This is a genomic window from Streptomyces sp. NPDC111507 (assembly GCF_055638955.1).
Genome location: NZ_JBVKBU010000002.1, coordinates 475,328 through 496,680, shown reverse-complemented (window position 1 = coordinate 496,680; position 21,353 = coordinate 475,328). Strand labels below are relative to the sequence as shown.

Here is a 21,353-nt window from a genome sequence, read left to right as displayed (position 1 = left end):
GAGCCTCGGTCGTGATTCCGGGGCTCGTACGTCCTCAGCGGGGCAGTGACGCCGGCGTTCCGCCGTTGGCCTCGTAGCCCGCCACCGCCAGGGCGCGGTAGAGCGCGTAGTCCGCCGCCGGGTCGGGTGTGAGCGTCCAGGGGAGAGCGCCCACGTGGCCGTCCACGTGCACCAGCTGGTTCATGGCCTCGGCCCAGCGCTCGCCGCGGACCAGGAAGAGCACCAGGAGGTGGCGCACGTGAGCCAGCATCGGGTCGTCGGGGCGGGCCGCGTGCACCGCGTAGAGCGCGCCGTGGACCGCCTTGGTGACGACCTCGCTCTGGTAGAAGCCGCGGACCAGGTTCACCTCGGGGAGGTGCTCGAAGACCGCGAAGAGGGGCATGGCGGCCAGCAGGGAGCCCTGAGGGGCGCGGGCCGCCGCGGCCTCCGCGAAGGAGTACGCCACCTCGCGCGAGCCGTGCCACTTCTCGCACCAGTAGTGCAGGGCCGCCAGATGCGCGCCCATGTGGGCCGGCGCGCGGTCCAGGATCTTCAGCCAGAGCGCCTCGAACTCCGGCCGGGAGTAGGCGAGTCCGCGGGCCACCGACAGTTCGATGATGTACGGGATCGGGTCACCGGGGGAGAGCAGGGCCGCCTCGCCACATGCCGTCCTCGCCTCCTCCATGATGATCCGGAACTCGTCCGTCCCCGGCGTCGAAGTCCGCCACGCCTGCTGGACCAGGAACTCCGCGTGCACCGCCGCGCCGCCCGCGTCCTTGGGCTTCTCGGCCCGCCACACCCGCAGCCACTGCCCGCCCGGCGTCTCGCTGACCCCGCCCGGACGCTGCTGCAGCTCCAGGGACGCGGCGCCGGCGAAGGCCTGCACCCGCTGCCAGCGCGTCTCGCCCGAGATCTCCGTGCCCGCCAGGAGCTGCGAGGCCGCTTGGTACTCCTGCGTGCGCTGCACCAGGTCCAGGACGTCCAGGAGGTCCCCGTCCGGTCCGGGCATACGGATGTCCAGCTCTTCCTGACGCAGGAATCCGTAGTTCGCCGGGTCCGCCGCGTCCGGGTCGCCGGGCGAGACCAGCTGAATGCCGGTGCGCCTGCGCCTGAGGACCGGCAGCAGGACCAGGCTGAACATGGCCAGCGCCATCAGGACCCAGAGAATCTCCATGCCTCAAGCGAACCAGACGGGTCCGACAATTGGCCAACCCGGTCCGGTACCGGCCGGGACCGCAGACCACCAGACGCCCCGCACAAGCCGTGAGCCGCCATCAGGCCCGCGGGCGCACTACGCTCGGGACCCATGAGCGACAGGCACATCAGTCAGCACTTCGAGACCCTCGCGATCCACGCGGGCAACACCGCCGATCCCCTTACCGGCGCGGTCGTCCCGCCGATCTATCAGGTCTCGACCTACAAGCAGGACGGCGTCGGAGGGCTGCGCGGCGGCTACGAGTACAGCCGCAGCGCCAACCCCACCAGGACCGCCCTCGAAGAGAACCTCGCCGCCCTGGAGGGCGGTCGTCGCGGCCTCGCGTTCGCGTCCGGACTGGCGGCCGAGGACTGCCTGTTGCGTACGCTGCTCAGCCCCGGCGACCACGTGGTCATCCCGAACGATGCGTACGGCGGCACGTTCCGCCTCTTCGCGAAGGTCGTCTCGCGGTGGGGCGTCGAGTGGTCCGTGGCCGACACCAGCGACCCGGCCTCCGTACGCGCCGCCCTCACGCCGAAGACCAAGGTCGTGTGGGTGGAGACCCCCTCCAACCCGCTTCTCGGCATCACCGACATCGCCGCCGTCGCGCAGATCGCGCGCGAGGCGGGCGCCCGGCTCGTCGTCGACAACACCTTCGCCACCCCCTACCTGCAGCAGCCGCTCGCGCTCGGCGCGGACGTCGTCGTGCACTCGCTGACCAAGTACATGGGCGGGCACTCGGACGTCGTCGGCGGCGCGCTGATCGTCGGCGACCAGGCGCTCGGCGAGGAGCTGGCGTACCACCAGAACGCGATGGGGGCGGTCGCCGGGCCCTTCGACTCCTGGCTGGTGCTGCGCGGCACCAAGACGCTCTCGGTGCGCATGGACCGGCACAGCGAGAACGCCACCAAGATCGCCGACATGCTCACCCGGCACGCGCGCGTGACCCGCGTCCTCTACCCGGGCCTCCCGGAGCACCCCGGTCACGAGATCGCCGCCAAGCAGATGAAGGCGTTCGGCGGCATGGTCTCCTTCCAGGTCGAGGGCGGCGAGGAAGCGGCCGTCGAGGTCTGCAACCGCGCCAAGGTCTTCACCCTCGGTGAGTCCCTGGGCGGCGTGGAGTCCCTGATCGAGCACCCCGGGCGCATGACGCATGCGTCCGCCGCCGGTTCGGCCCTGGAGGTCCCCGCCGACCTCGTCCGCCTCTCCGTGGGCATCGAGAACGTCGACGACCTGCTCCAGGACCTGCAGCACGCCCTCGGCTGAACCCGGCCTCGGTCCCTCGGGGTCACCAGCCCGTCAGGGGTGGGGTCGTCTGCGAAGGCGGCTCCACCCAGGGACGGGCCATGGACGCCCACACCACGAAGGCGACGGCCGCGGCGAACAGCAGCAGCCACATCACCCGCCGGGCCAGCGTCCTGCGGCGCAGCATCCGGCTCCCGCGACGCACGACGTCCGCGTACAGGTCGGGCGGCACGGTGGGCTGCTTCTGCTCCAGCAGCCGCCGTACGTTCGCCTCGCGCTCGGGCAGGTTCACGACCGCACCACCGACCTCACGACCGCACCACCGTGTTTCACGACCGCACCACCGTGCTTCATGACGGCACCACCTTCGCCATGGTCGGTGCCGGTCCGCGCGGCGGGTGCAGCAGTGCCGTCATCGCCCGGGCGCAGATCGCCCTGACCCGTTCCACGGGGAGCCCGAGCAGGGCCGCCGTCTGTTCCTCGGCGACCCCCTCGTACATCCTCAGGACCAGGACCAGCCGCTCCTGGGGCGTCAGCCGGGCCAGGACGGCCACGGAACCGGAGGGGGATGGGGACGGGGACAGGGATGGGCGGAAGCGTCCCAGGGCGCCGTACTGGTGCCACGCCCCGCGCGCGAAGCGGACGGCCAGCTGCTGGCGGGCCCGGTCGTACGGGTCCTCACCGCGCAGCCGGTCCCAGGAGGCGTACGTGTGGGCCAGCGCCAGCGTCAGCAGGCGCCGCGCGCGCGGGTTGGCGTTCGGCGGCTCCGCGGTGAGCAGTGTGGCGGCATGCAGCAGCCGCCCTGCCGCGCCCGCGACGAACGCCTCGAACTCCCGGGCCCGGCGGGCGTTTTGGAACGCGCGCCGTTCTCGCACCACGCCTCCCGCCCGAGGACGAGCCTGACGGAACCAAGGGTCCGGCCGTGTACGACGGGCCGCACCGTGTGCGACAAGGACCCGGTCTCATATGAGGCCAGACGCGGCCCCGCGGTCAAGAGTCCGGCAGGCACACACGTGCGAAGGCTCAGGAAGGGGCGGGACGGCCAGGAAGCCGGCGCGAGGGTCAGGAAGCCGGCTGCTCCCCCGCCGCGCCCCCCGTCGGGGCCATCCGGGACGAGAGCGCGCTGTTGAAGCGCGTGAGGAGCGAGCAGAAGGCCTCACGCTCCTCGGGCGCCCAGTCGTGGGTCAGCTCGGCCATCAACTGACGCCTTGAGGAGCGCACTTCGTCGAGGCGGGACTGTCCGCGCGGCGACAGCTGGAGCACCACGGCGCGTCCGTCCTCGGGGTGCGAGGTCCGCTTGACGAGACCGGTGTCGACCAGCGGGGCCACCTGCCGGGTGACCGTCGAGGAGTCGATGCCCATGCTCGCGGCGAGCGCCTTGACGCCCATCGGGCCTTCCTTGTCGAGGCGGTTGAGCAGCAGGTATGCGGCGCGGTCCATGGAGTTGCGGACCTGCCCCACTCCGCCGAGCCGGGTCTGTTCGGCACGGCGCGCGAACAAGGCGACCTCGTGCTGAAGCGTGTCGAGGAGACCGGTGTCACCGACGGTCGTCATGTCCATCGACATTTCTGGTGTTGTGGGCATGGCCGGGGGCTCAATTCATGCGTGGGGAGCTGGGTTGGGGGAAAGGGTACGCGGCCCGGACGCGGGTCGTACCGACGCTGAGTAAAACCGGTCTCGGCCCGTGGTCACACCAGGAGTCCGCGGGTGTGAACTGGGAGACTGGTGGTCATGAGCTACAGCACGGCCGACTCCTTGCCCAGGGTGACTCTGGACGACGTACGAGGCGCCCAGAAGATGCTCACGGGCGTGGCGCGGACGACCGCGATGGAGGGCAGCAGGTACCTGTCCCAGCTGGTGGGCGCCCCGGTGCACTTCAAGTGCGAGAACCTCCAGCGCACCGGCTCGTTCAAGCTGCGTGGCGCGTATGTGCGCATCGCCGGGCTGCTTCCGGAGGAGCGCGCCGCGGGTGTGGTCGCGGCCAGCGCGGGCAACCACGCGCAGGGCGTCGCCCTCGCCTCCTCGCTGCTCGGCGTGCGCTCCACGGTCTTCATGCCGACCGGCGCCCCGCTGCCGAAGGTCGCGGCCACCCGCGACTACGGCGCCGAGGTGAGGCTGCACGGTCAAGTGGTCGACGAGACGCTGGCCGCGGCGCAGGAGTACGCGGCCGAGACGGGCGCGGTGTTCATCCACCCCTTCGACCACCCCGACATCATCGCGGGTCAGGGCACGGTCGGCCTGGAGATCCTGGAGCAGTGCCCCGAGGTGCGCACGATCGTCGTCGGGATCGGCGGCGGGGGGCTGGCGGCGGGCGTCGCGGTCGCGGTGAAGGCGCTGCGCTCCGATGTACGGATCATCGGCGTGCAGGCGGCGGGCGCGGCGGCGTATCCGCTCTCGTTGGCGGCGGGGCGCCCGGTGTCGATCGACAACCCGGCGACGATGGCCGACGGCATCAAGGTCGGACGGCCCGGCGATGTGCCGTTCCGGATCGTCGAGGAGCTGGTGGACGAGGTCCGCACGGTGTCGGAGAGCCATCTGTCGAGCGCGCTGCTGCTCTGTCTGGAGCGGGCCAAGCTGGTCGTCGAACCGGCGGGCGCGAGCCCGGTCGCGGCGTTGCTGAGTGAGCCCGGGACCTTCGAGGGCCCGGTCGTCGCGCTGCTGTCGGGCGGCAATGTGGACCCGCTGCTGATGCAGCGCATCCTGCGCCACGGCATGGCCGCGAGCGGCCGCTACCTCGCGGTCACGCTGCGGCTGACGGACCGTCCCGGTGCTCTGGCCACACTTCTGGGGGTGTTGTCAGTGGCGGACGCTAACGTCCTCGATGTGAGCCACGTACGGACCGATCCCCGGCTCGGGCTCACGGAGGTGGAGGTCGAGCTGCACCTGGAGACGAAGGGTCCGGAGCACTGCGCCGAGGTCGGCCGCGCCCTGCGCAAGGCCGGCTACACGGTCATCGACTGATCGACTGACATCCATCGTCCGAGGTCAGGGCCTCTGTCCTCGAACCTCGGAAAAATCTGTTGAGTAACGCGATACATCGCGTTACGGTGTGGCGTGCCCAGTCCCCGCCCGGCCTCTCGCTGCGCTCGTCGCAGCCTGTGAGGCGGGACGAGACGGGCAAAGGTAAGAAGTTACCGTGAAAATTCCCCAACGACGTGGAGAACTCACATGCCAGGCGCCATCTATGCCGAAGGCCTGGTGAAGACCTTCGGTGACGTAAGGGCTCTGGACGGCGTCGATCTCGATGTCCCGGAAGGCACCGTCCTGGGCCTGCTGGGACCGAACGGCGCGGGCAAGACGACTGCCGTCCGCTGTCTGACGACCCTCCTGCGCCCCGACAGCGGCAAGGCCGTCGTCGCGGGCGTCGACGTGCTCAAGCACCCCGACGCGGTACGGCGCAGGGTCGGCCTCTCCGGACAGTTCGCGGCCGTCGACGAGTACCTGACCGGCCGCGAGAACCTCCAGATGGTCGGCCAGCTCTACCAGATGAGGGCGAAGGCCGCGAAGGTCCGCGCGACCGAGCTCCTCGAGCAGTTCAACCTGACGGAGGCCGCCGACCGCCCCGCGAAGACGTACTCGGGCGGTATGCGCCGGCGGCTCGACCTGGCCGCCGCGCTGGTCGTCTCACCGCCGGTGATGTTCATGGACGAGCCGACGACCGGCCTCGACCCGCGCAACCGGCAGCAGCTGTGGGAGGTCATCAAGCAGTTGGTCTCCGGCGGTACGACCCTGCTCCTGACCACGCAGTACCTGGAGGAGGCCGACCACCTCGCGCACGACATCTGTGTGGTCGACCACGGCCGTGTGATCGCCCGCGGTACCGCCGACCAGCTCAAGGCGCAGACCGGTGGTGAGCGCGTCGAGGTCGTCGTGCACGAGCGTGAGCACATAGCGACGGCCTCGGAGGTGCTCCGCGGCTTCGGCAAGGGCGAGACGACCGTCGAGGAGCACACCCGCAAGCTCACCGTGCCCGTCACCGGCGGCGCGAAGCTCCTCGCGGAGGTCATCCGCGAGCTGGACAGCCGCGGCATCGAGATTGACGACATCGGGCTGCGCAGGCCCACGCTCGACGACGTCTTCCTCTCCCTGACCGGGCATGTCGCCGAGATGAAGGACGAGGAGAACGGGGTGGCCGGGGACGCGAGGGGCCGCAAGCCGATGAAGGACCCGGCGAAGAAGGACCCCGCGAAGGACCCGGCGAAGAACGAGACCGCGCAGACGGAAACCGCGCAGACGGAAACCGCGCAGACGGAGGCCACGAAGTGAGTGCCGTGACAGACGCCGTCCCCGCGGCGGCCCCCCAGGGCGCCATCGTGCAGTCCGTGCGCGACTCCCTGGTCATCGCCCGGCGGAACGTGATCCGCATGACCAGGATTCCCGAGATGGTCATTTTTGGGCTGATCCAGCCCATTATGTTCGTCGTGCTGTTCAGCTATGTGTTCGGCGGCTCGATCAACGTCCCGGGTGCGGGCCTCAGCCCCTCCGGATACCGCGAGTTCCTGATGGCCGGCATCTTCGCGCAGACCGTCACGTTCGCCACCGCGGGCGCCGGAGCGGGCATCGCCGACGACATGCACAAGGGCCTCATCGACCGGTTCCGCTCGCTGCCCATGGCGCGCGGCGCGGTCCTGACCGGCCGGACCCTCGCCGACCTGGTGCAGACGGCCCTCACCCTGGTGGTCCTCGCGATCGTCGCCGTCCTGGTCGGCTGGCGCACGCACGAGAACTTCGGCAAGGTGCTGGCCGGATTCGCCCTCCTGCTCCTGCTCGGCTACGCGTTCTCGTGGATCGGCGCGCTGATCGGCCTGTCCGTACGCACCCCCGAGGCGGCCACCTCCGGCGGCCTGATCTGGCTGTTCCCGCTGACGTTCATCTCGAACGCGTTCGTGCCGTCGGAGAACATGCCCGCGTTCTTGCGGACCATCGCGAACTGGAACCCCTTCAGCGCCACCGTGCAGGCCTGCCGCCAGCTCTTCGGCAACCTCCCGGCGGGCTATCCGGTGCCGGACGCCTGGCCCATGCAGCATCCGGCGTTGGCGTCGTTGCTGTGGTCCGTGGTGATCGTCGTGGTGTTCCGAACGCTCGCGGTACGCAAGTACCGCCGGGCAGACGCCTGATCACGCTTCTTCGCTGCACCCCCCTGTACGGCCGCCGCCCAGGCGCAGCCTGACCGAGCAAGGATCGACCAGAGGCCCCGGCAGACGCCGGGGCCTCTGTCGTTGCCTGTCAGGAGGTGAGGACGGAGATGCCGTCTCCGAGCAGCTTCAGCCCGAGAACGAAGAACAGGACCGCCATCACGGCGACATTGTGCTCGGCTGCCCAGTCCTTCCAGCTGCCGAGCGTCGTTCTGGCTCGCTCTCCTCCGAGGAGGAAGACTCCCAGTGGTGCCAGCAGGCCGAGGGTGGCGATCAGGACGAAGATTGCCAGCGATGCGATCTGCTGCCCGACCGGCAGTCCGGCCGAGCCGATCGCGGCGGCCGCGGCGATGGTCAGCGGGGCGTTCTTGGCGTTGAGCGCGGCCAAGGCCAGTCCGAGTCCGAAGACCTTGACCGGCGTGAGGCGGTCGATCGCGCCCATCCACTTCGGCAGCTGGGCTTGCGAGGGATCCTTCGGGCGCCGGTGCCATTGCCGGGCGCCGAAGAGGACGAGGAGCACGCCCAGAGCGAGCTTGAGGGCTCCCACCCAGGTGGCCGGTTGATGGTGGGCGGAGGCACCTGCGGGGGAAGCGATCGCCAGCATCACCGCGCCCAGTGCCGAGAGCCCCAGGATCCAGCCGACGGTGAAGAGGGGGCCGTTGAGACGTCCCCGAGGCGTGGCGAGTATGAGGATGATGGCGATGATCGGGAGCGGGCTGATCGCGACGCCGGCCGCAAGCCCCAGCACGTCACCGAGAACTTTGCCCATGATTACCTCCTGGTGGGTGGGTCAGGGCGGCGATCGAGTTGAGCAAGGCTTGGTGAGAGTGGGTGGCCCGACCATCTGTGCGGCCGGCTGGGGACGACGACCGACTGGGCAAGTTCCCGTTCCATTTTCCTGCGGCTTTCGGGATCTGTCCTCGGGAGCTGCTCGGAACGCGGGGACCGTGGCCTTGGCCGGGGTGCGGGGCGGTGTGTGTGGATCCAGGCTCGGAGGTGAGGTCACCTCCGACGAGACGCAGCGATGCCCCCGGCGTGGCCGGGGGCATCGTCGTAGGGGTCGGTTCCGGCTCAGCCCTTGTAGGGCTCGGCCTTGAGGATCTTCACCGAGGCGAGCTTGCCGTTGGGCAGCTCGTACTGGGCGTCCTCGCCGATCTTCTTGCCGTTCACGCCGGAGCCCAGGGGGGACTGGGGCGAGTAGGTCTCGATGTCGGCGCTGGCGTACTCGCGCGAGGCGAGCAGGAAGTCCAGTGTGTCGTCCTCGTCGCCGTCGAAGGCGATGGTGACGACCATGCCGGGGGCGACCATGCCGTCCGCCGCGGGGGCCTCGCCCACCTTGGCGTTCTCCAGGAGCTGGGTCAGCTGGCGCACACGGAGCTCCTGCTTGCCCTGCTCTTCTTTGGCCGCGTGGTACCCGCCGTTCTCGCGCAGGTCGCCCTCCTCGCGCGCGGCCGCGATCTTGGCGGCGATCTCCGTGCGCGCAGGACCAGACAGGTAGTCCAGCTCGGCCCTGAGCTGGTTGTACGCCTCCTGGGTCAGCCAGGTGACGTTCTCGCTGGTCTGGGTCACAGGTGCTCCTCGTAGGTACTGGGAATACAAAGCATCGCCCTACCCAGAAGAATGTGCTTTCACGGGTGGGCGAAACCACGAGCCTAACAATTCCCGGGCAGAAGGGGGAGGACATAAGACATCAGAATTACGTCAACGCAGGTCAGCGCCTAGGTGCCACGGGTGATGCCGGAGGGGGCGGGCGGTGCAAGGGCGGCGACAGCGGGTGGTGTCAGTCGGCGTGGCAGCCGAGCAGCTCCGCCGTGCCGCCGCGGGAGGTGGTACGGAGCGTGACGACCTTGTCGATACGGGAGGAGTCCTGGTCGAAACGGAAGTCCGCACGGCCCACCTCGCTGCCGTCGTCGGCCTGCGAGCGCAGCGTGCAGTAGCCGTGGGCGCCCGCGTCCTTGCGCACCTCCAGGTGCACCTCGACCGCGTTGTCCGAGACGGCCTTGAAGGTGATCACCTCGGCGCTGATCTTGTTCGAGAAGACGTAGTAGTACGCGAACCAGCCCATCAGGACGAGCAGGGCCACGCCCAGCACACTGCCGATGACCTTGAGTTTCCGGTCCGCGCGCTCGTCCTCGGAGCGGCCGTACCGGCCCTCGGGCAGCTGTGTGCTCGCCGTGCTCATGATCGTCCTCTCGGGGACGGGGTCCCGGAATTATTCGTCCCCCGATTCCGTCACTATAGAAGCCGCCCAGGACGCCGAAACACGCCGGGCGCCGACTTGCCGACTGGCCTCACCGGCCGACTTACTGAGGATCGAGTCTTGACTGACCAGCTGCGACTGATGGCCGTGCACGCCCACCCCGACGACGAGTCGAGCAAGGGCGCGGCCACCATGGCGAAGTACGTGTCCGAGGGGGTGGACGTGCTGGTCGTGACCTGCACGGGCGGGGAGCGCGGCTCCATCCTCAACCCGAAGCTCCAGGGCGACCAGTACATCGAGGAGCACATCCACGAGGTACGCAAGAAGGAGATGGACGAGGCCCGCGAGATCCTCGGCATCAAGCAGGAGTGGCTCGGATTCGTGGACTCCGGCCTTCCGGAGGGTGACCCGCTGCCGCCGCTCCCCGAGGGCTGCTTCGCGCTCGAGGACGTGGACAAGGCGGCCGGAGAGCTGGTCCGGCAGATCCGCTCGTTCCGTCCGCAGGTGATCACCACGTACGACGAGAACGGTGGTTATCCGCACCCCGACCACATCATGACCCACAAGATCTCGATGGTGGCGTTCGAGGGGGCGACGGACACCGAGAAGTACCCGGAGTCCGAGTACGGCCCGGCGTTCCAGCCGCAGAAGCTCTACTACAACCAGGGCTTCAACCGCCCGCGCACCGAGGCGCTGCACAACGCCCTCCTTGAGCGCGGTCTGGAGTCGCCGTACGGGGACTGGCTGAAGCGGTGGAGCGAGTTCGAGCGCACCGAGCGCACGCTGACCACGCACGTTCCGTGCGCGGACTTCTTCGAGATCCGCGACAAGGCGCTGATCGCGCACGCCACGCAGATCGACCCCGACGGCGGCTGGTTCAAGGTCCCGATGGAGATCCAGAAGGAGGTCTGGCCGACCGAGGAGTACGAGCTCGCCACCTCTCTGGTCGACACTTCCCTCCCCGAGGACGACCTCTTCGCGGGCATCCGCGACAATGCCTGATATGAGCGCAAGCCTGGCACTGACGCACCTCGTTCCCCTCGCCAAGGAGGTCGACGAGAACAAGGTCACCCCCGGCGTCCTCGGTTTCATCGTCTTCGCGGCGTTGGCCCTGGCGGTGTGGGGCCTGATGAAGTCCATGAACCGGCACATGGGGAAGGTCACCTTCGAGGAGGACCCGGAGAAGTCCGAGAAGGGCGCCGTGGCCTCCGGCAAGGGGGGCGGCTCCGGTGCCGGTCCCGGCGGGAAGGCCTCGCCCGCGAAGGGCTGAGCCTGGTGTGCGCACTCCTGCCACCGGTGGCCGGAGTGCGCATCCTCACCCTCGCCACCGTCCTCTCGTACGAAGGGGTCCCTCTGTACGAAGGGGCCCTGTGTACGAAGGGGCCCTGTGTGCGCGGGGGCGGCCGTCGGCGTGGTCGTACCGTGACGCGCCGCGGTCACACCGTGGTCCGCTCCAGCCTGTTGTCCATGCCGCACTGCAGGGCGTACGCGAAGCCGAGCGGGTTGCTCCACGCGTCGGCGAAGTGACGGGCGAGCCCGTGGACGATCTCGCCCGCGGTCTCCCGGCCGCCGAGATAGCGGGTGACGTACGCCTGGGCGTACTCGGCGGCGAACAGCTGCGGCATCTCGATCTGCGGCCCCAGCACCCCGCCCGCGCCCGCCTCGATGAGCGAGCCGCCCAGGCGTGCCGGCTCGGCGGTGGCGGGCAGCCCGGCGTAACCGGCGTTGAGGAACACCAAGGGGCGCTGCGTGAACAGGGGGCCGGCGGAGCCGCGCTCGGCGAGGACCGTACGGACATCGATGTCCTTGCCGTCGCTCAACCGAAGGACGAACAGCGGGGCGCTGTCGTCGGCGACGGGTCTGAAGTGCCCGTGGCACCAGAAATACATCAGCTGCTCGTCGAGCCCGCCGGAGCGCAGGGCGCGCACCAGTTCGTCGCGCAGGGCGCGTTCGACGCGGACGGTGCCGGTGGCGAGGGCGCTGTCGACCTCGGTGGCCCGGGTGACGCCCTGCGGGTCGATGCCCTTGTCGTGATTCAGGCTCACCACCGGTAACAAGGGCGGCAGCGGGGCGTCGTGCTCGTCACCGGCGGGGACCGGGAAGCGCGGGTGATGCCCGCCGGTCTGCTCGATCTGGTGCCGATAGCCGAGGAAACGCCGGAAAGCGTCGCCGCCGGGCCCGTTCGCGGTGCCCTCGGGCAGCGCGAGCATCGGCCAGGGCAGGAACAGGTCGGAGTCGACGCGGATGCGCAACGGCTCCTCGCGGCTCAGCGCGTCGGTCAGGATCTCGCCGAAGCGCCGGGTGCCCCGGCCGCCGTCGCCGAGCAGCTCCCCGTACAGCAGATGGGAGCCCTGACGGGCGAGCTCGTCGAGGATCCCGCACAGTTCCTGCCGGGGCTCGGCGGTGAGATCCGGGCAGGTGGCGTACGGGAAGTGGGGGCGGCCCCCGACCGGGATCCCGCGCTCGTCGACGGGCTGGAAGTCGACCAGCTCCCGTTTCCACAGCGCCCGCAGATGCGCCGCGGCGGCGGTGACGGCGGCCGGCTTCACATTCAGCCGCAGCGCGTGCTCGGTCGCGGACGGGGGCGCGGCGGGGCCGTACATCCGGGCCCGGATGTGGTCGTCGGCGTGGGCGTCGAGGGCGAGGACCAGGTCCGGGTGACGGACGGTGGGGGCCGGGCGGCGGGTGAAGCCGCGGCTGGGGTCCTGGACGACCTGGCTGAGAAGTTCGCGGGCCATCGGGCTCAGGCCCTCCGCGCGGACGGGCGGGGCGCGGGCGCGGTGGGCCGGTGCGGCCCCGGATCGGACGGGACGACGTCGATCTCGGCCTCGACCTGCTGGAGGACCGTCCCGGTGGTGGGGTCCTCGACGGTGAAACGCAGCCGGTGCGAGCCGGGGCGGTGCGGGGTGAAGCGGAACTCCGCCCCGTCGGCGGGGACGCCGTGCGCGGGGTCGATCTCCGCGTGGCCGAGGGAGGTCGCGCGGGCCGTGAGCGGGGGGAGCGGGGCGGCGGACCACCGGTGCCCGGGCCCGGGCACGACGTCGAGGGCGATACGGGCGGGCACGTCCGGGACGGGTACGTCGTCGAGAAGGGTCAGCCGCACGTGGGCCATGGACTCGTCGGGGCGGTCGCGGTCACCCGGGCGTGGGAAGCCGGGACGCGGTTCGGGCTGGGTGTCGCGGGCGGCGCGCGGGATCAGCGGTTCGCCGGCCTCGGTCCACCCGAGCGTGTCCAGCAGGGCGGTGGGGTAGCGGCAGGCCAGTTCGTACGGCGGCTCGCCGTCCGGGGGCGGTCCGGCTTCGGCGAGGTCCACCCAGGCCTCGCCCGCCTCGTCGCCGATCCCATGGAACACATGGCGGATCTCGGCCGCCCACTCGCCGTTCAGGAAGCGGTGGGCGGGGGAGCGGAGCGCGTACTCGAGCATCGTCCAGGCCCGCCCGTGCGGGCAGTCCGCCTCCTCGAAGAGCGCCAAGGCCCCCTCGAACAACCGGTCAGCCTCGCGCCGACGCTCGCCCGTCCCGCCCGTCCCGTCGACGCCGCCCGTCCCGCCCGTCCCGTCCGTCCCGTCCGTGCGGGCCAGGGTCAGCGCGTGGTGGTGCAGTGTCCATGCCGTCCCGAGCCGGTCGGAGACCTCATGGAAGCTGCACTGGACGTCCGCGAACTCCTTCTGCCAGGGAAAGCCGGGCTCGTCCGCCCGCGCCACGGTCCACCACAGGTGCGCCCACGCGGCGCCGCGCCGGTCGCCCGCGCGCTCGTGCAGCCGACGCGCCTCGGCGAGGGCGTCCGGGTCCGGGGCGCCCGAGCGAGTGGCCAGCCGCGCGAGTTCGCCGCCCGCCCACGCCTCGCCCGGCGTCTCACCGACCGCCCGGAACGTCTCCCGCGCGGCGTGCAGCAGCCTCCGCGCGTCCTCGGCCCGGCCGCGTAATCGGCACATCCGCCCGTACAGGAAGACCGCCCACGCCTCGCCGCGCCGGTCGCCCGCGACCTGGTGGGCCTCCACCGCCCGCCTCAGCAGCGGTCCGGCCGCGCGCGGATCACCCCGGTCGCAGTGGACGGCCGCCCGGGTGAGCAGCGCCCAGCCGTCGGCGCAGCGGTCGGAGGGGAGGGCGGAGAGGTGCTGCTCGGCCTCGCCGAGGCGGCCCCTGCGGTGAGCCGTGACAGCCCGTTCGAGGAGGACCGTGTGGTCGTCGGGGGCGCGGGTCGACGGTGGAGCGGCGTCCTCCCGGGCGTCCGCCGAGCCCACCAGAAGGGTCGAGCCCACCAGAAGGAAGGACCCCGACCCGGCGAAGGCACCGACCAGATCGGCGAGAAGGGACCCGTCCGCCGCTCCCGCGGGGACCCCGTCCACCACCACGACGCAGGGATGTACGACGAACCCGCCCCGGCAGGCCTCGACGACCGCGTCCGCCGCCTCGCCCGGCGTCCGCCCGGCCTCCCCCGACCGCTCCCCGGCGTCCGCCACCCGTAAGCAGTACACCGGAAGTCCCGCCTCGTCCGCGACCTCTCGTGCCACCGCGTCGAGAAACGCGGACCGGTCCGGGTCGGGTGCGCCGCTCACCACCAGGAGCCGTCTGCTCTTCAACTCCCGCCGTGCCGCGGCGAGGTCGCGTGTGTGCCCGACGAACGACACGGAAGTCCCCCTCGTACCCGAACATCCCCACCGAGCTAGCGCGCCCTGGTCACCGCCACCCCCATGACCTCCCGGGCGTGCCGGCTCGGCACCATTCCCAGGCGCCAAGCCTGCCATCCCGCGTCCAGGTCGACCCCCCGTTCCAGCAAGAGTTGGTAGGCCTCCACGTAGTCGTCGAGCTTTCCGTCGCGGAGCGGGTGGCCGGTGCGGGAGAGCTGCGCCAGTTCCTCCTGGGCGACGGCGCTGCCCACTTCGAGGCCGCCCGGGGAGCCGTACGGCAGAAGGGTGCACCTCAGGAACCTGGCCCAGTCCTCGCCGCGCCGGTCCCCGTACGAGGCGAACAGGCCGGTCGCCTCGTCGCACAGGGCGAGGGCCCCCGGCGTACGGGCGTTCCCGGCGTCGACCACCGCCAGCTCCAGGCAGGTCCACGCCTCGCCGTGGGCCACGCCGATGCGCTGGAAGTCGGCGCGCGCGTCCACCAGGAGCTGGCGTGCGAAGCCCGAGTTGCGCAGGGAGCCGGTCTGGGCGGCCCGTTGGTCGCGGGTGACGCGCGCCGAGTGGTGGCGGGCGCAGGCGAGCCCGTACACGTCCCGTATCCGCGAGAACATCGTGCGGGAGCGCTCCAGTTCACGGACCGCCTGGTCCAGGTTGCCGGTCTCCTCCAGGGACTGGCCCAGGTAGTAGATCGTCCAGGCCTCGCCGCGCGCGTCCTCGTTCTCCCGGTGCCGGGAGACCGCCTGGCGCAGGCCGTCGACCGCGGTGGACGGGTCGCCGTCGACGAGGCGGGCACGGGCCAGCTGGGTCAGGGCCCAGGCCTCGCCGCGGGCGTCGCGCGTACGGCCGTACAGGTCGAGGGCATCACGCAACTCCCGTTCCGCGCGCGGAACGTCGCCCATCCGCAGACCCAGCTGGCCGAGCTGGAAGTGGGCCCACGCCTCGCCGTGCACGGACTCGCCCGCGCGGTGCAGGACCAGGGCCTCGGTGAGCAGGTTCAGGGCGAGGGCGAGATGGCCCCGGTCGCGCTCCACGGCGGCCAGCGCGTGCATCGTCCACGCGCGGTCCGTCGCCAGCTCGGGGGAGGCCTGCAGGGCCATGGCCTCCTGGAGCTTGGCGGCCGCCTCGGTGAGGTTGCCCTGGTGGTGGAGGGTGATGCCGAGGGAGCCCAGGGCCCGGGCCGCGCCCGCGTCGTGGTGCGCCTCGAAGTAGAGGTTCACCACGGACGACAGGGTGGTGTGGGCCTTGTCCAGCTCGCCGAGCTGGCGGGCCGCGATACCGGTGCGCCACTGCACCGAGCGCACCAGCAGGCCCTGGTCGACGGCCTGCGTCAACTCGCTGATCTCGCCCAGGCGGTAGAGGTCGCCACGCAGCAGGCAGTAGTCGCACAGGGCGCCGAGGAGGTTCAGTACGGCCGCTTGGTTCACGCCTTCCGCGTGGCGCAGGGCGGCCGTGATGAAGCTCGACTCGTCGTCCAGCCAGCGCAGGGCCGCGTCGAGGGACGTGAAGCCGTGCGGCCCGAACTGATCCGCTCGCGTCGATGTCTTGCCGTCGACCAGGCGGATCACCGAGTCGGCCAGCTCCGCGTAGTTCACGATCAGACGCTCCTGGGCCGCCGTCCGCTCGGACGGCTCCTCCTCGTCGAGCAGCCGTGCCTGGGCGAAGCCCCGGACGAGGTCGTGCAGCCGGTAGCGGCTGCCGCGGACGTGGTCGATGAGGCCCGCCTGCGCGAGCGCGGTGAGGTGGCGGGTGGCCTCCTGTTCGTCCGTCGCCAGCAGGGAGGCGGCGGCGGCGGCGCCGAGCGAGGCCCGGCCGGCCAGCGCCAGCCGGCGCAGCAGGCGTCTCGCCGTGTCGGTCTGGTCGGTGTAGCGCAGCCACAGGACCCGCTCGACCGGCTCCACCGGGCCGTACGCGCCGAGGTCGGAGGCCAGTTGGCGCGGGGTGCGCGGGCCGAGGGAGGAACCCGCGATGCGCAGGGCGAGGGGGAGGCTGCCGCACAGCTCCCGTACCTGGTCGGAGGCTTCGGCGTCGTACGGGTCCGGCTTCTCCTGCGCCGCCGCGTTCAGCAGTTCCTCGGCGCCCGCCGCGTCCAGGGCGTCGACCGGGAGCTGGTGCACCCAGGCGGGGAGATCGACGGGCAGGTCGAGCGGTTTGCGGGCCGTGACCAGGACCAGGCTGTCCGAGCGCTCGGGGACCAGGGCGCGGACCTGCTCGGCGTCGCTCGCGTCGTCGAGCACGATCGTGACGGGCAGGTCCGTCAGGTGCTGGTGGTACAGCTTGCCGAGGCGTCTGACCTGCTGGTCCTGCGAGGAACGCTCACGGAAGAGGAGCTGCTCGCGGGGTGCGCCGAGCCGGTTGAGGAGGTGCAGCATGGCATCGCGGGTGGTGAGGGGCGGCTCCTCGGTGCTGTCGCCGCGCAGGTCCACCACGCACGCGCCGCGGAACTGGTCCTTCAGGTTGTGCGCCGCCCGGATCGCGAGGGTGCTGCGGCCTGAGCCGGGGGCGCCGTGCAGGACGACGACGGTCGGCTTCGTCTCGGTGCTGGCGCGGGCCGCGTGCACCCACTGCGCCACCCGGGACAGCTCGGTCCGGCGCCCCGTGAACGGGCCGGCCGGCTCGGGAAGCTGCCCGAACGACTGCTCCAGTACGTTGCGTCTGCGCGCGGCGGCACTCTTGTCGGTGCGCCGCAGCTGGGGCGCACCCTGCTTGGCCCCCGCGGAGGCGCTGAGCACCCGCTGCTGATCGAGGAACGGCCGGATGCCCCGTACCTCCAGCGCGGCCAGCCACTGGAGCCGCAACTGCTCGGGGCCGCCCGGCTGGCCCAGGGCTCCCGCCCGTCGGCTCGCGGCCGGTACGTGCGAGGCGGTCACCTTGAGCACGGTGGCCGCCGCGCCCACCACGGCGACGGTCGCCCCCGCGCCGACGGCCGTTCCGGCGCCCGTGCCCAGAGCCAGGTCAGCCGCGCAGGCCGCGACGGCGGCAACCACCGCCACCAGCAGGGGAGTTCCGGCGCCCTCCCGGGCGTACCGCTGTCCGAACGTCAGCCGGCCGGCCTCCGCCTCGTCCAGCGCCCGGGTGTACGCCCCGTACTCCTCGGCGGCGGCCTCCGCCATGGTGTCGAGCGCGGGCCGGGCCCGCGACAGCAGCACGGCCCCGTCGCTCCGCCCGCCCGAGCGCCGTACCTCTTCCTCCACGGCCCGGGTCAACAGCCGCTCGGCCTCCGCCCGATGGCCTTCCCGCATGTCACGTCCCCCTCCGGCGACAACTCGCTTGTGTTCAAGTGTCCTTGGTGGGGGGCGTGAGCGCGAGGGGGCGACGCGATCAATGGGCAGCTGCGCCCGGCGCGTCAGCGGCCGGGGACTGCGGCAGGATGGACCCATGCCGAACCGACTGGCCCACGAGACGTCCCCCTACCTGCTCCAGCACGCCGACAACCCCGTCGACTGGTGGCCCTGGTCGGCCGAGGCCTTCGAGGAGGCCCGTGAGCGGGGTGTGCCCGTGCTGCTCAGCGTCGGATATAGCAGCTGTCACTGGTGTCATGTCATGGCGCACGAGTCCTTCGAGGATGAGGCGACCGCGGCCTACCTCAACGAGCACTTCGTCAGCGTCAAGGTCGACCGCGAGGAGCGGCCCGACGTCGACGCCGTCTACATGGAGGCCGTGCAGGCGGCCACGGGGCAGGGCGGGTGGCCCATGACCGTGTTTCTCACGCAGGATGCGGAGCCCTTCTATTTCGGGACGTATTTTCCGCCCGCGCCCCGGCATGGGATGCCGTCGTTCCGGCAGGTGCTGGAGGGGGTGCGCGGGGCCTGGGTCGATCGCCGGGGCGAGGTCGCCGAGGTCGCGGCGAAGATCGTGCGGGATCTCGGCGAGCGGGAGATGAGCTTCGGGGGCGGCGAGGTGCCCGGCGAGGAAGACCTGGCCGGGGCGCTGCTCGGGCTCACCCGGGAGTACGACGCCTCGCGCGGCGGCTTCGGGGGCGCGCCCAAGTTCCCGCCGTCCATGGTGATCGAGTTCCTGCTGCGGCACCACGCGCGGACCGGTTCCGAGGGTGCTCTCCAGATGGCGCAGGACACCTCTGAACGGATGGCGCGGGGTGGGATCTACGACCAGTTGGGTGGGGGGTTCGCGCGGTACTCCGTGGATCGCGAGTGGGTTGTGCCCCACTTCGAGAAGATGTTGTACGACAATGCGCTTTTGTGCAGGGTCTATGCGCATCTCTGGCGCACCACCGGCTCGGAGCTCGCCCGTCGCGTCGCCCTGGAGACCGCCGACTTCATGGTGGGCGAACTCCGCACGAACGAAGGCGGGTTCGCCTCCGCGCTCGACGCCGACAGTGACGACGGCACGGGGAAGCACGTCGAGGGTGCGTACTACGTGTGGACTCCGCGGCAGCTCCGTGAGGTTCTCGGCGCGGAGGACGGCGAACTCGCGGCACGGTACTTCGGGGTGACGGAGGAGGGGACCTTCGAGGAGGGTTCCTCCGTGCTGCAACTGCCGCAGCAGGACGAGTTGTTCGACGCGCAGAAGGTGGCCGGCATCCGGCGTCGGCTGCTCGCCGCGCGGGCCGAGCGGTCCGCTCCCGGGCGCGACGACAAGATCGTCGCCGCCTGGAACGGGCTCGCCGTCGCCGCGCTCGCGGAGACCGGCGCCTACTTCGACCGCCCCGACCTCGTGGACGCCGCGATCGCCGCCGCGGATCTCCTCGTACGGGTGCACCTGGACGACCGGGCGCGACTGTCCCGTACCAGCAAGGACGGGCAGGCCGGGGCCAACGCGGGGGTGTTGGAGGACTACGCCGACGTCGCCGAGGGGTTCCTCGCGCTGGCCTCCGTCACCGGGGAAGGGGTGTGGCTGGAATTCGCCGGGTTCCTGCTGGACCAGGTGATCACGCAGTTCACCGATCCCGAGTCCGGTGCGCTGTACGACACCGCGGCCGACGCCGAGCGGCTCATCCGCCGGCCCCAGGACCCCACCGACAACGCGACGCCTTCCGGCTGGAGCGCGGCGGCCGGTGCCCTGCTGAGCTATGCCGCCCAGACCGGCGCCGAGCCCCATCGGACCGCCGCCGAAAGGGCGTTGGGCGTGGTGAAGGCGCTCGGGCCGCGCGCTCCCCGTTTCATCGGCTGGGGGCTCGCGGTGGCGGAGGCGCTGCTCGACGGTCCGCGTGAGGTCGCGGTCGTGGGGCCGGAGGGGCATCCCCTGACAAAAGCCCTGCACCGGACGGCCCTGCTCGGTACCGCGCCGGGCGCCGTGGTCGCCGTGGGGACTCCGGAGAGTGACGAGCTGCCGCTCCTTGCCGACCGCCCCCTCGTGCAGGGCGAACCCGCCGCGTATGTCTGCCGTAACTTCACTTGTGACGCTCCGACGACCGATCCCGACCGGCTTCGAACGGCCCTGAGCAGCTGAAACACACATCATCGGACCGTCTGTCAACGGGCAGAAACGCGACCGGTGTTCGAATCGTTCAGCAAGTGATCCGACTGTGATGAAACACGCTCTTCACCAGAACAGTCCGTGCCCTTCACGGATCGCCCATAGTCTCTGCATCGTGACGCGGCGGATGTGACACATCGTCGCGACTGGGGGTTTGGGGATCTGGGGGGATCTGTTGCTCACGTCTGTCTTTATTGCTGCCGTTTCACTGGCCCTGTTCTGGATGGCGGCGTTCACGCTCTGGTGGCAGATGCACGCGTGGCGCACGCCCGAGGTGCTGGCGTCCACCCGGTTCAGCAGGCCGGACGGCGATGACCGGCTGGCGTTCTCGCTGCTGCTGCCGGCCCGCCACGAACAGGCCGTGCTCGACCACACCATCCAGCGACTGCTGGAATCGAGCCACACCGACTTCGAGATCATCGTCATCGTCGGACACGACGATCCGGAGACCACCGAGGTCGCCCGGCAGGCCGCGGCCCGCGACGGGCGGGTGCGGGTCGTCGTCGACCATCACGAGAAGAAGAACAAGCCGAAGGCCATGAACACGGCGCTGCCGCACTGCCGCGGCGACGTCGTCGGGGTCTTCGACGCCGAGGACCAGGTCCATCCGGAGCTGCTCGCCCATGTCGACCACGCGTTCCGCACGACGGGTGCGGACGTCGTCCAGGGCGGGGTCCAGCTCATCAACTTCCACTCCAACTGGTACAGCCTGCGCAACTGCCTGGAGTACTTCTTCTGGTTCCGCTCGCGCCTGCACCTGCATGCGCAGAAAGGTTTCATCCCGCTCGGCGGCAACACCGTCTTCGTACGGACGGACGTACTGCGGGAAGCGGACGGCTGGGACCCCGAGTGCCTTGCCGAGGACTGCGACCTGGGGGTACGGCTCTCCAGCGTCGGCAAGAAGGTCGTCGTCGCCTACGACTCCGACATGGTGACCCGGGAGGAGACCCCGGGCAGCCTGGTGTCGCTGATGAAACAGCGCACCCGGTGGAACCAGGGCTTCCTGCAGGTCTACCGCAAGAAGGACTGGAAGCAACTGCCCGGCTTCGGACAGCGGTTGCTCGCCCGCTACACGCTGATGACGCCGTATCTGCAGGCTGTCTCCGGGGTGGTCATCCCGCTCAACGTGGCCATCGCGCTCTTCCTCGACGTGCCCGTCGGGATCGCCTTCATCACCTTCCTGCCGGCCGTGACCGCCCTGGTCACCTTCGTCTTCGAGCTCGTCGGACTGCACGACTTCGGCAAGCAGTACGGGCTGCGCGTCCGGTTCGTCCACTACCTGAAGCTCGTGGTCGGTGGCCCCTTCTATCAGGTGCTCCTCGCCGGTGCGGCCGTCCGTGCCGTATGGCGTGAGCAAAGGGGACGCAACGACTGGGAGTTGACCAGTCATGTCGGCGCGCACCTCACCGAGGCCGAAGCGGCCCGCTAGGACCTGAGGCCACCCGCCGGGCATCCCTGCCGGCGGGTGGGCCCCAGTGCCGTACGCCTTGGTTCCGCGTGCCCCGGTGCCACAGGCCTTGGTGCCGCAGTCCTTGGGCC

Annotated in this window: 18 protein-coding genes; 8 read left to right on the top strand and 10 right to left on the bottom strand. The window is 71.0% G+C overall.

What is annotated here, in order from left to right:
* Nucleotides 1-34: 34 nt before the first annotated feature.
* Nucleotides 35-1,153 carry a hypothetical protein gene (locus tag ACZ7M2_RS09720; RefSeq protein ID WP_352049813.1) on the bottom strand — a complete coding sequence of 373 codons (1,119 nt, stop codon included), beginning with the start codon at nt 1,151-1,153 and terminating at the stop codon, nt 35-37.
* Nucleotides 1,154-1,285: 132 nt separating this feature from the next.
* On the opposite strand from ACZ7M2_RS09720, the gene ACZ7M2_RS09715 reads away from it, so the two are divergent.
* Nucleotides 1,286-2,440, top strand: a complete 1,155-nt coding sequence (locus tag ACZ7M2_RS09715; RefSeq protein ID WP_471594804.1) for a cystathionine gamma-synthase — start codon at nt 1,286-1,288, stop codon at nt 2,438-2,440.
* 22 nt (nt 2,441-2,462) lie between these two features.
* Here ACZ7M2_RS09715 and ACZ7M2_RS09710 read toward each other — a convergent pair whose 3' ends face one another.
* The 3 genes from ACZ7M2_RS09710 to ACZ7M2_RS09700 form a co-directional block, all read right to left on the bottom strand.
* Complete coding sequence (locus ACZ7M2_RS09710; protein ID WP_067368077.1) at nt 2,463-2,711, bottom strand: hypothetical protein; 249 nt, start codon at nt 2,709-2,711, stop codon at nt 2,463-2,465.
* A 58-nt stretch (nt 2,712-2,769) separates the two neighbouring features.
* Nucleotides 2,770-3,294: a sigma factor-like helix-turn-helix DNA-binding protein gene (locus tag ACZ7M2_RS09705; protein ID WP_471594803.1), complete on the bottom strand. Its 525-nt coding sequence runs from the start codon at nt 3,292-3,294 to the stop codon at nt 2,770-2,772.
* Nucleotides 3,295-3,481: 187 nt separating this feature from the next.
* The gene (locus tag ACZ7M2_RS09700; RefSeq protein WP_403697215.1) at nt 3,482-3,985 is read right to left on the bottom strand and encodes a MarR family winged helix-turn-helix transcriptional regulator; all 504 of its coding nucleotides are present in this window, start codon (nt 3,983-3,985) and stop codon (nt 3,482-3,484) included.
* Between the two features lie 165 nt (nt 3,986-4,150).
* Here ACZ7M2_RS09700 and ilvA point away from each other — a divergent pair, with 165 nt between their 5' ends.
* The 3 genes from ilvA to ACZ7M2_RS09685 all read left to right on the top strand — a co-directional run bounded on the left by ilvA (nt 4,151) and on the right by ACZ7M2_RS09685 (nt 7,536).
* A complete protein-coding gene (ilvA, locus tag ACZ7M2_RS09695) occupies nt 4,151-5,380 on the top strand; it encodes a threonine ammonia-lyase (RefSeq protein ID WP_471594802.1) in 1,230 nt (409 codons plus the stop codon).
* A gap of 207 nt (nt 5,381-5,587) precedes the next feature.
* Complete coding sequence (locus ACZ7M2_RS09690; protein ID WP_471594801.1) at nt 5,588-6,685, top strand: ATP-binding cassette domain-containing protein; 1,098 nt, start codon at nt 5,588-5,590, stop codon at nt 6,683-6,685.
* Nucleotides 6,682-7,536, top strand: coding sequence for an ABC transporter permease (locus tag ACZ7M2_RS09685; RefSeq protein WP_471594800.1), 855 nt, complete (start codon nt 6,682-6,684; stop codon nt 7,534-7,536). The genes ACZ7M2_RS09690 and ACZ7M2_RS09685 overlap by 4 nt, the downstream gene beginning before the upstream one ends.
* Before the next feature lie 109 nt (nt 7,537-7,645).
* Here ACZ7M2_RS09685 and ACZ7M2_RS09680 read toward each other — a convergent pair whose 3' ends face one another.
* The 3 genes from ACZ7M2_RS09680 to ACZ7M2_RS09670 all read right to left on the bottom strand — a co-directional run bounded on the left by ACZ7M2_RS09680 (nt 7,646) and on the right by ACZ7M2_RS09670 (nt 9,736).
* The gene (locus ACZ7M2_RS09680; RefSeq protein ID WP_471594799.1) at nt 7,646-8,323 is read right to left on the bottom strand and encodes a GAP family protein; all 678 of its coding nucleotides are present in this window, start codon (nt 8,321-8,323) and stop codon (nt 7,646-7,648) included.
* Between the two features lie 302 nt (nt 8,324-8,625).
* Nucleotides 8,626-9,123 carry a transcription elongation factor GreA gene (gene greA, locus ACZ7M2_RS09675; RefSeq protein WP_054234773.1) on the bottom strand — a complete coding sequence of 166 codons (498 nt, stop codon included), beginning with the start codon at nt 9,121-9,123 and terminating at the stop codon, nt 8,626-8,628.
* 211 nt (nt 9,124-9,334) lie between these two features.
* The gene (locus tag ACZ7M2_RS09670) at nt 9,335-9,736 is read right to left on the bottom strand and encodes a DUF4307 domain-containing protein (protein WP_352049819.1); all 402 of its coding nucleotides are present in this window, start codon (nt 9,734-9,736) and stop codon (nt 9,335-9,337) included.
* Between the two features lie 159 nt (nt 9,737-9,895).
* Between ACZ7M2_RS09670 and mca the strand changes: the two genes are divergently transcribed.
* A complete protein-coding gene (mca, locus tag ACZ7M2_RS09665; RefSeq protein WP_075032337.1) occupies nt 9,896-10,756 on the top strand; it encodes a mycothiol conjugate amidase Mca in 861 nt (286 codons plus the stop codon).
* A complete protein-coding gene (locus ACZ7M2_RS09660; RefSeq protein WP_470052337.1) occupies nt 10,749-11,024 on the top strand; it encodes a hypothetical protein in 276 nt (91 codons plus the stop codon). Before mca ends, ACZ7M2_RS09660 begins: the two co-directional genes overlap by 8 nt.
* 166 nt (nt 11,025-11,190) lie before the next feature.
* Here ACZ7M2_RS09660 and ACZ7M2_RS09655 read toward each other — a convergent pair whose 3' ends face one another.
* From ACZ7M2_RS09655 to ACZ7M2_RS09645, 3 genes are read right to left on the bottom strand one after another with little or no spacing between them, the layout of a single operon-like run.
* Entirely contained in the window at nt 11,191-12,492 is a 1,302-nt protein-coding gene (locus ACZ7M2_RS09655; protein ID WP_471594798.1) for a hypothetical protein, read from the bottom strand.
* 5 nt (nt 12,493-12,497) lie between these two features.
* Complete coding sequence (locus ACZ7M2_RS09650) at nt 12,498-14,384, bottom strand: tetratricopeptide repeat protein (RefSeq protein WP_471594797.1); 1,887 nt, start codon at nt 14,382-14,384, stop codon at nt 12,498-12,500.
* A 35-nt stretch (nt 14,385-14,419) separates the two neighbouring features.
* Nucleotides 14,420-17,620, bottom strand: coding sequence for an AAA family ATPase (locus ACZ7M2_RS09645; protein ID WP_471594796.1), 3,201 nt, complete (start codon nt 17,618-17,620; stop codon nt 14,420-14,422).
* A gap of 136 nt (nt 17,621-17,756) precedes the next feature.
* Here ACZ7M2_RS09645 and ACZ7M2_RS09640 point away from each other — a divergent pair, with 136 nt between their 5' ends.
* Both ACZ7M2_RS09640 and ACZ7M2_RS09635 read left to right on the top strand, forming a co-directional pair.
* Complete coding sequence (locus ACZ7M2_RS09640) at nt 17,757-19,787, top strand: thioredoxin domain-containing protein (RefSeq protein WP_471594795.1); 2,031 nt, start codon at nt 17,757-17,759, stop codon at nt 19,785-19,787.
* 202 nt (nt 19,788-19,989) lie between these two features.
* Complete coding sequence (locus ACZ7M2_RS09635; protein WP_403696693.1) at nt 19,990-21,243, top strand: glycosyltransferase; 1,254 nt, start codon at nt 19,990-19,992, stop codon at nt 21,241-21,243.
* Nucleotides 21,244-21,353: the final 110 nt, after the last annotated feature.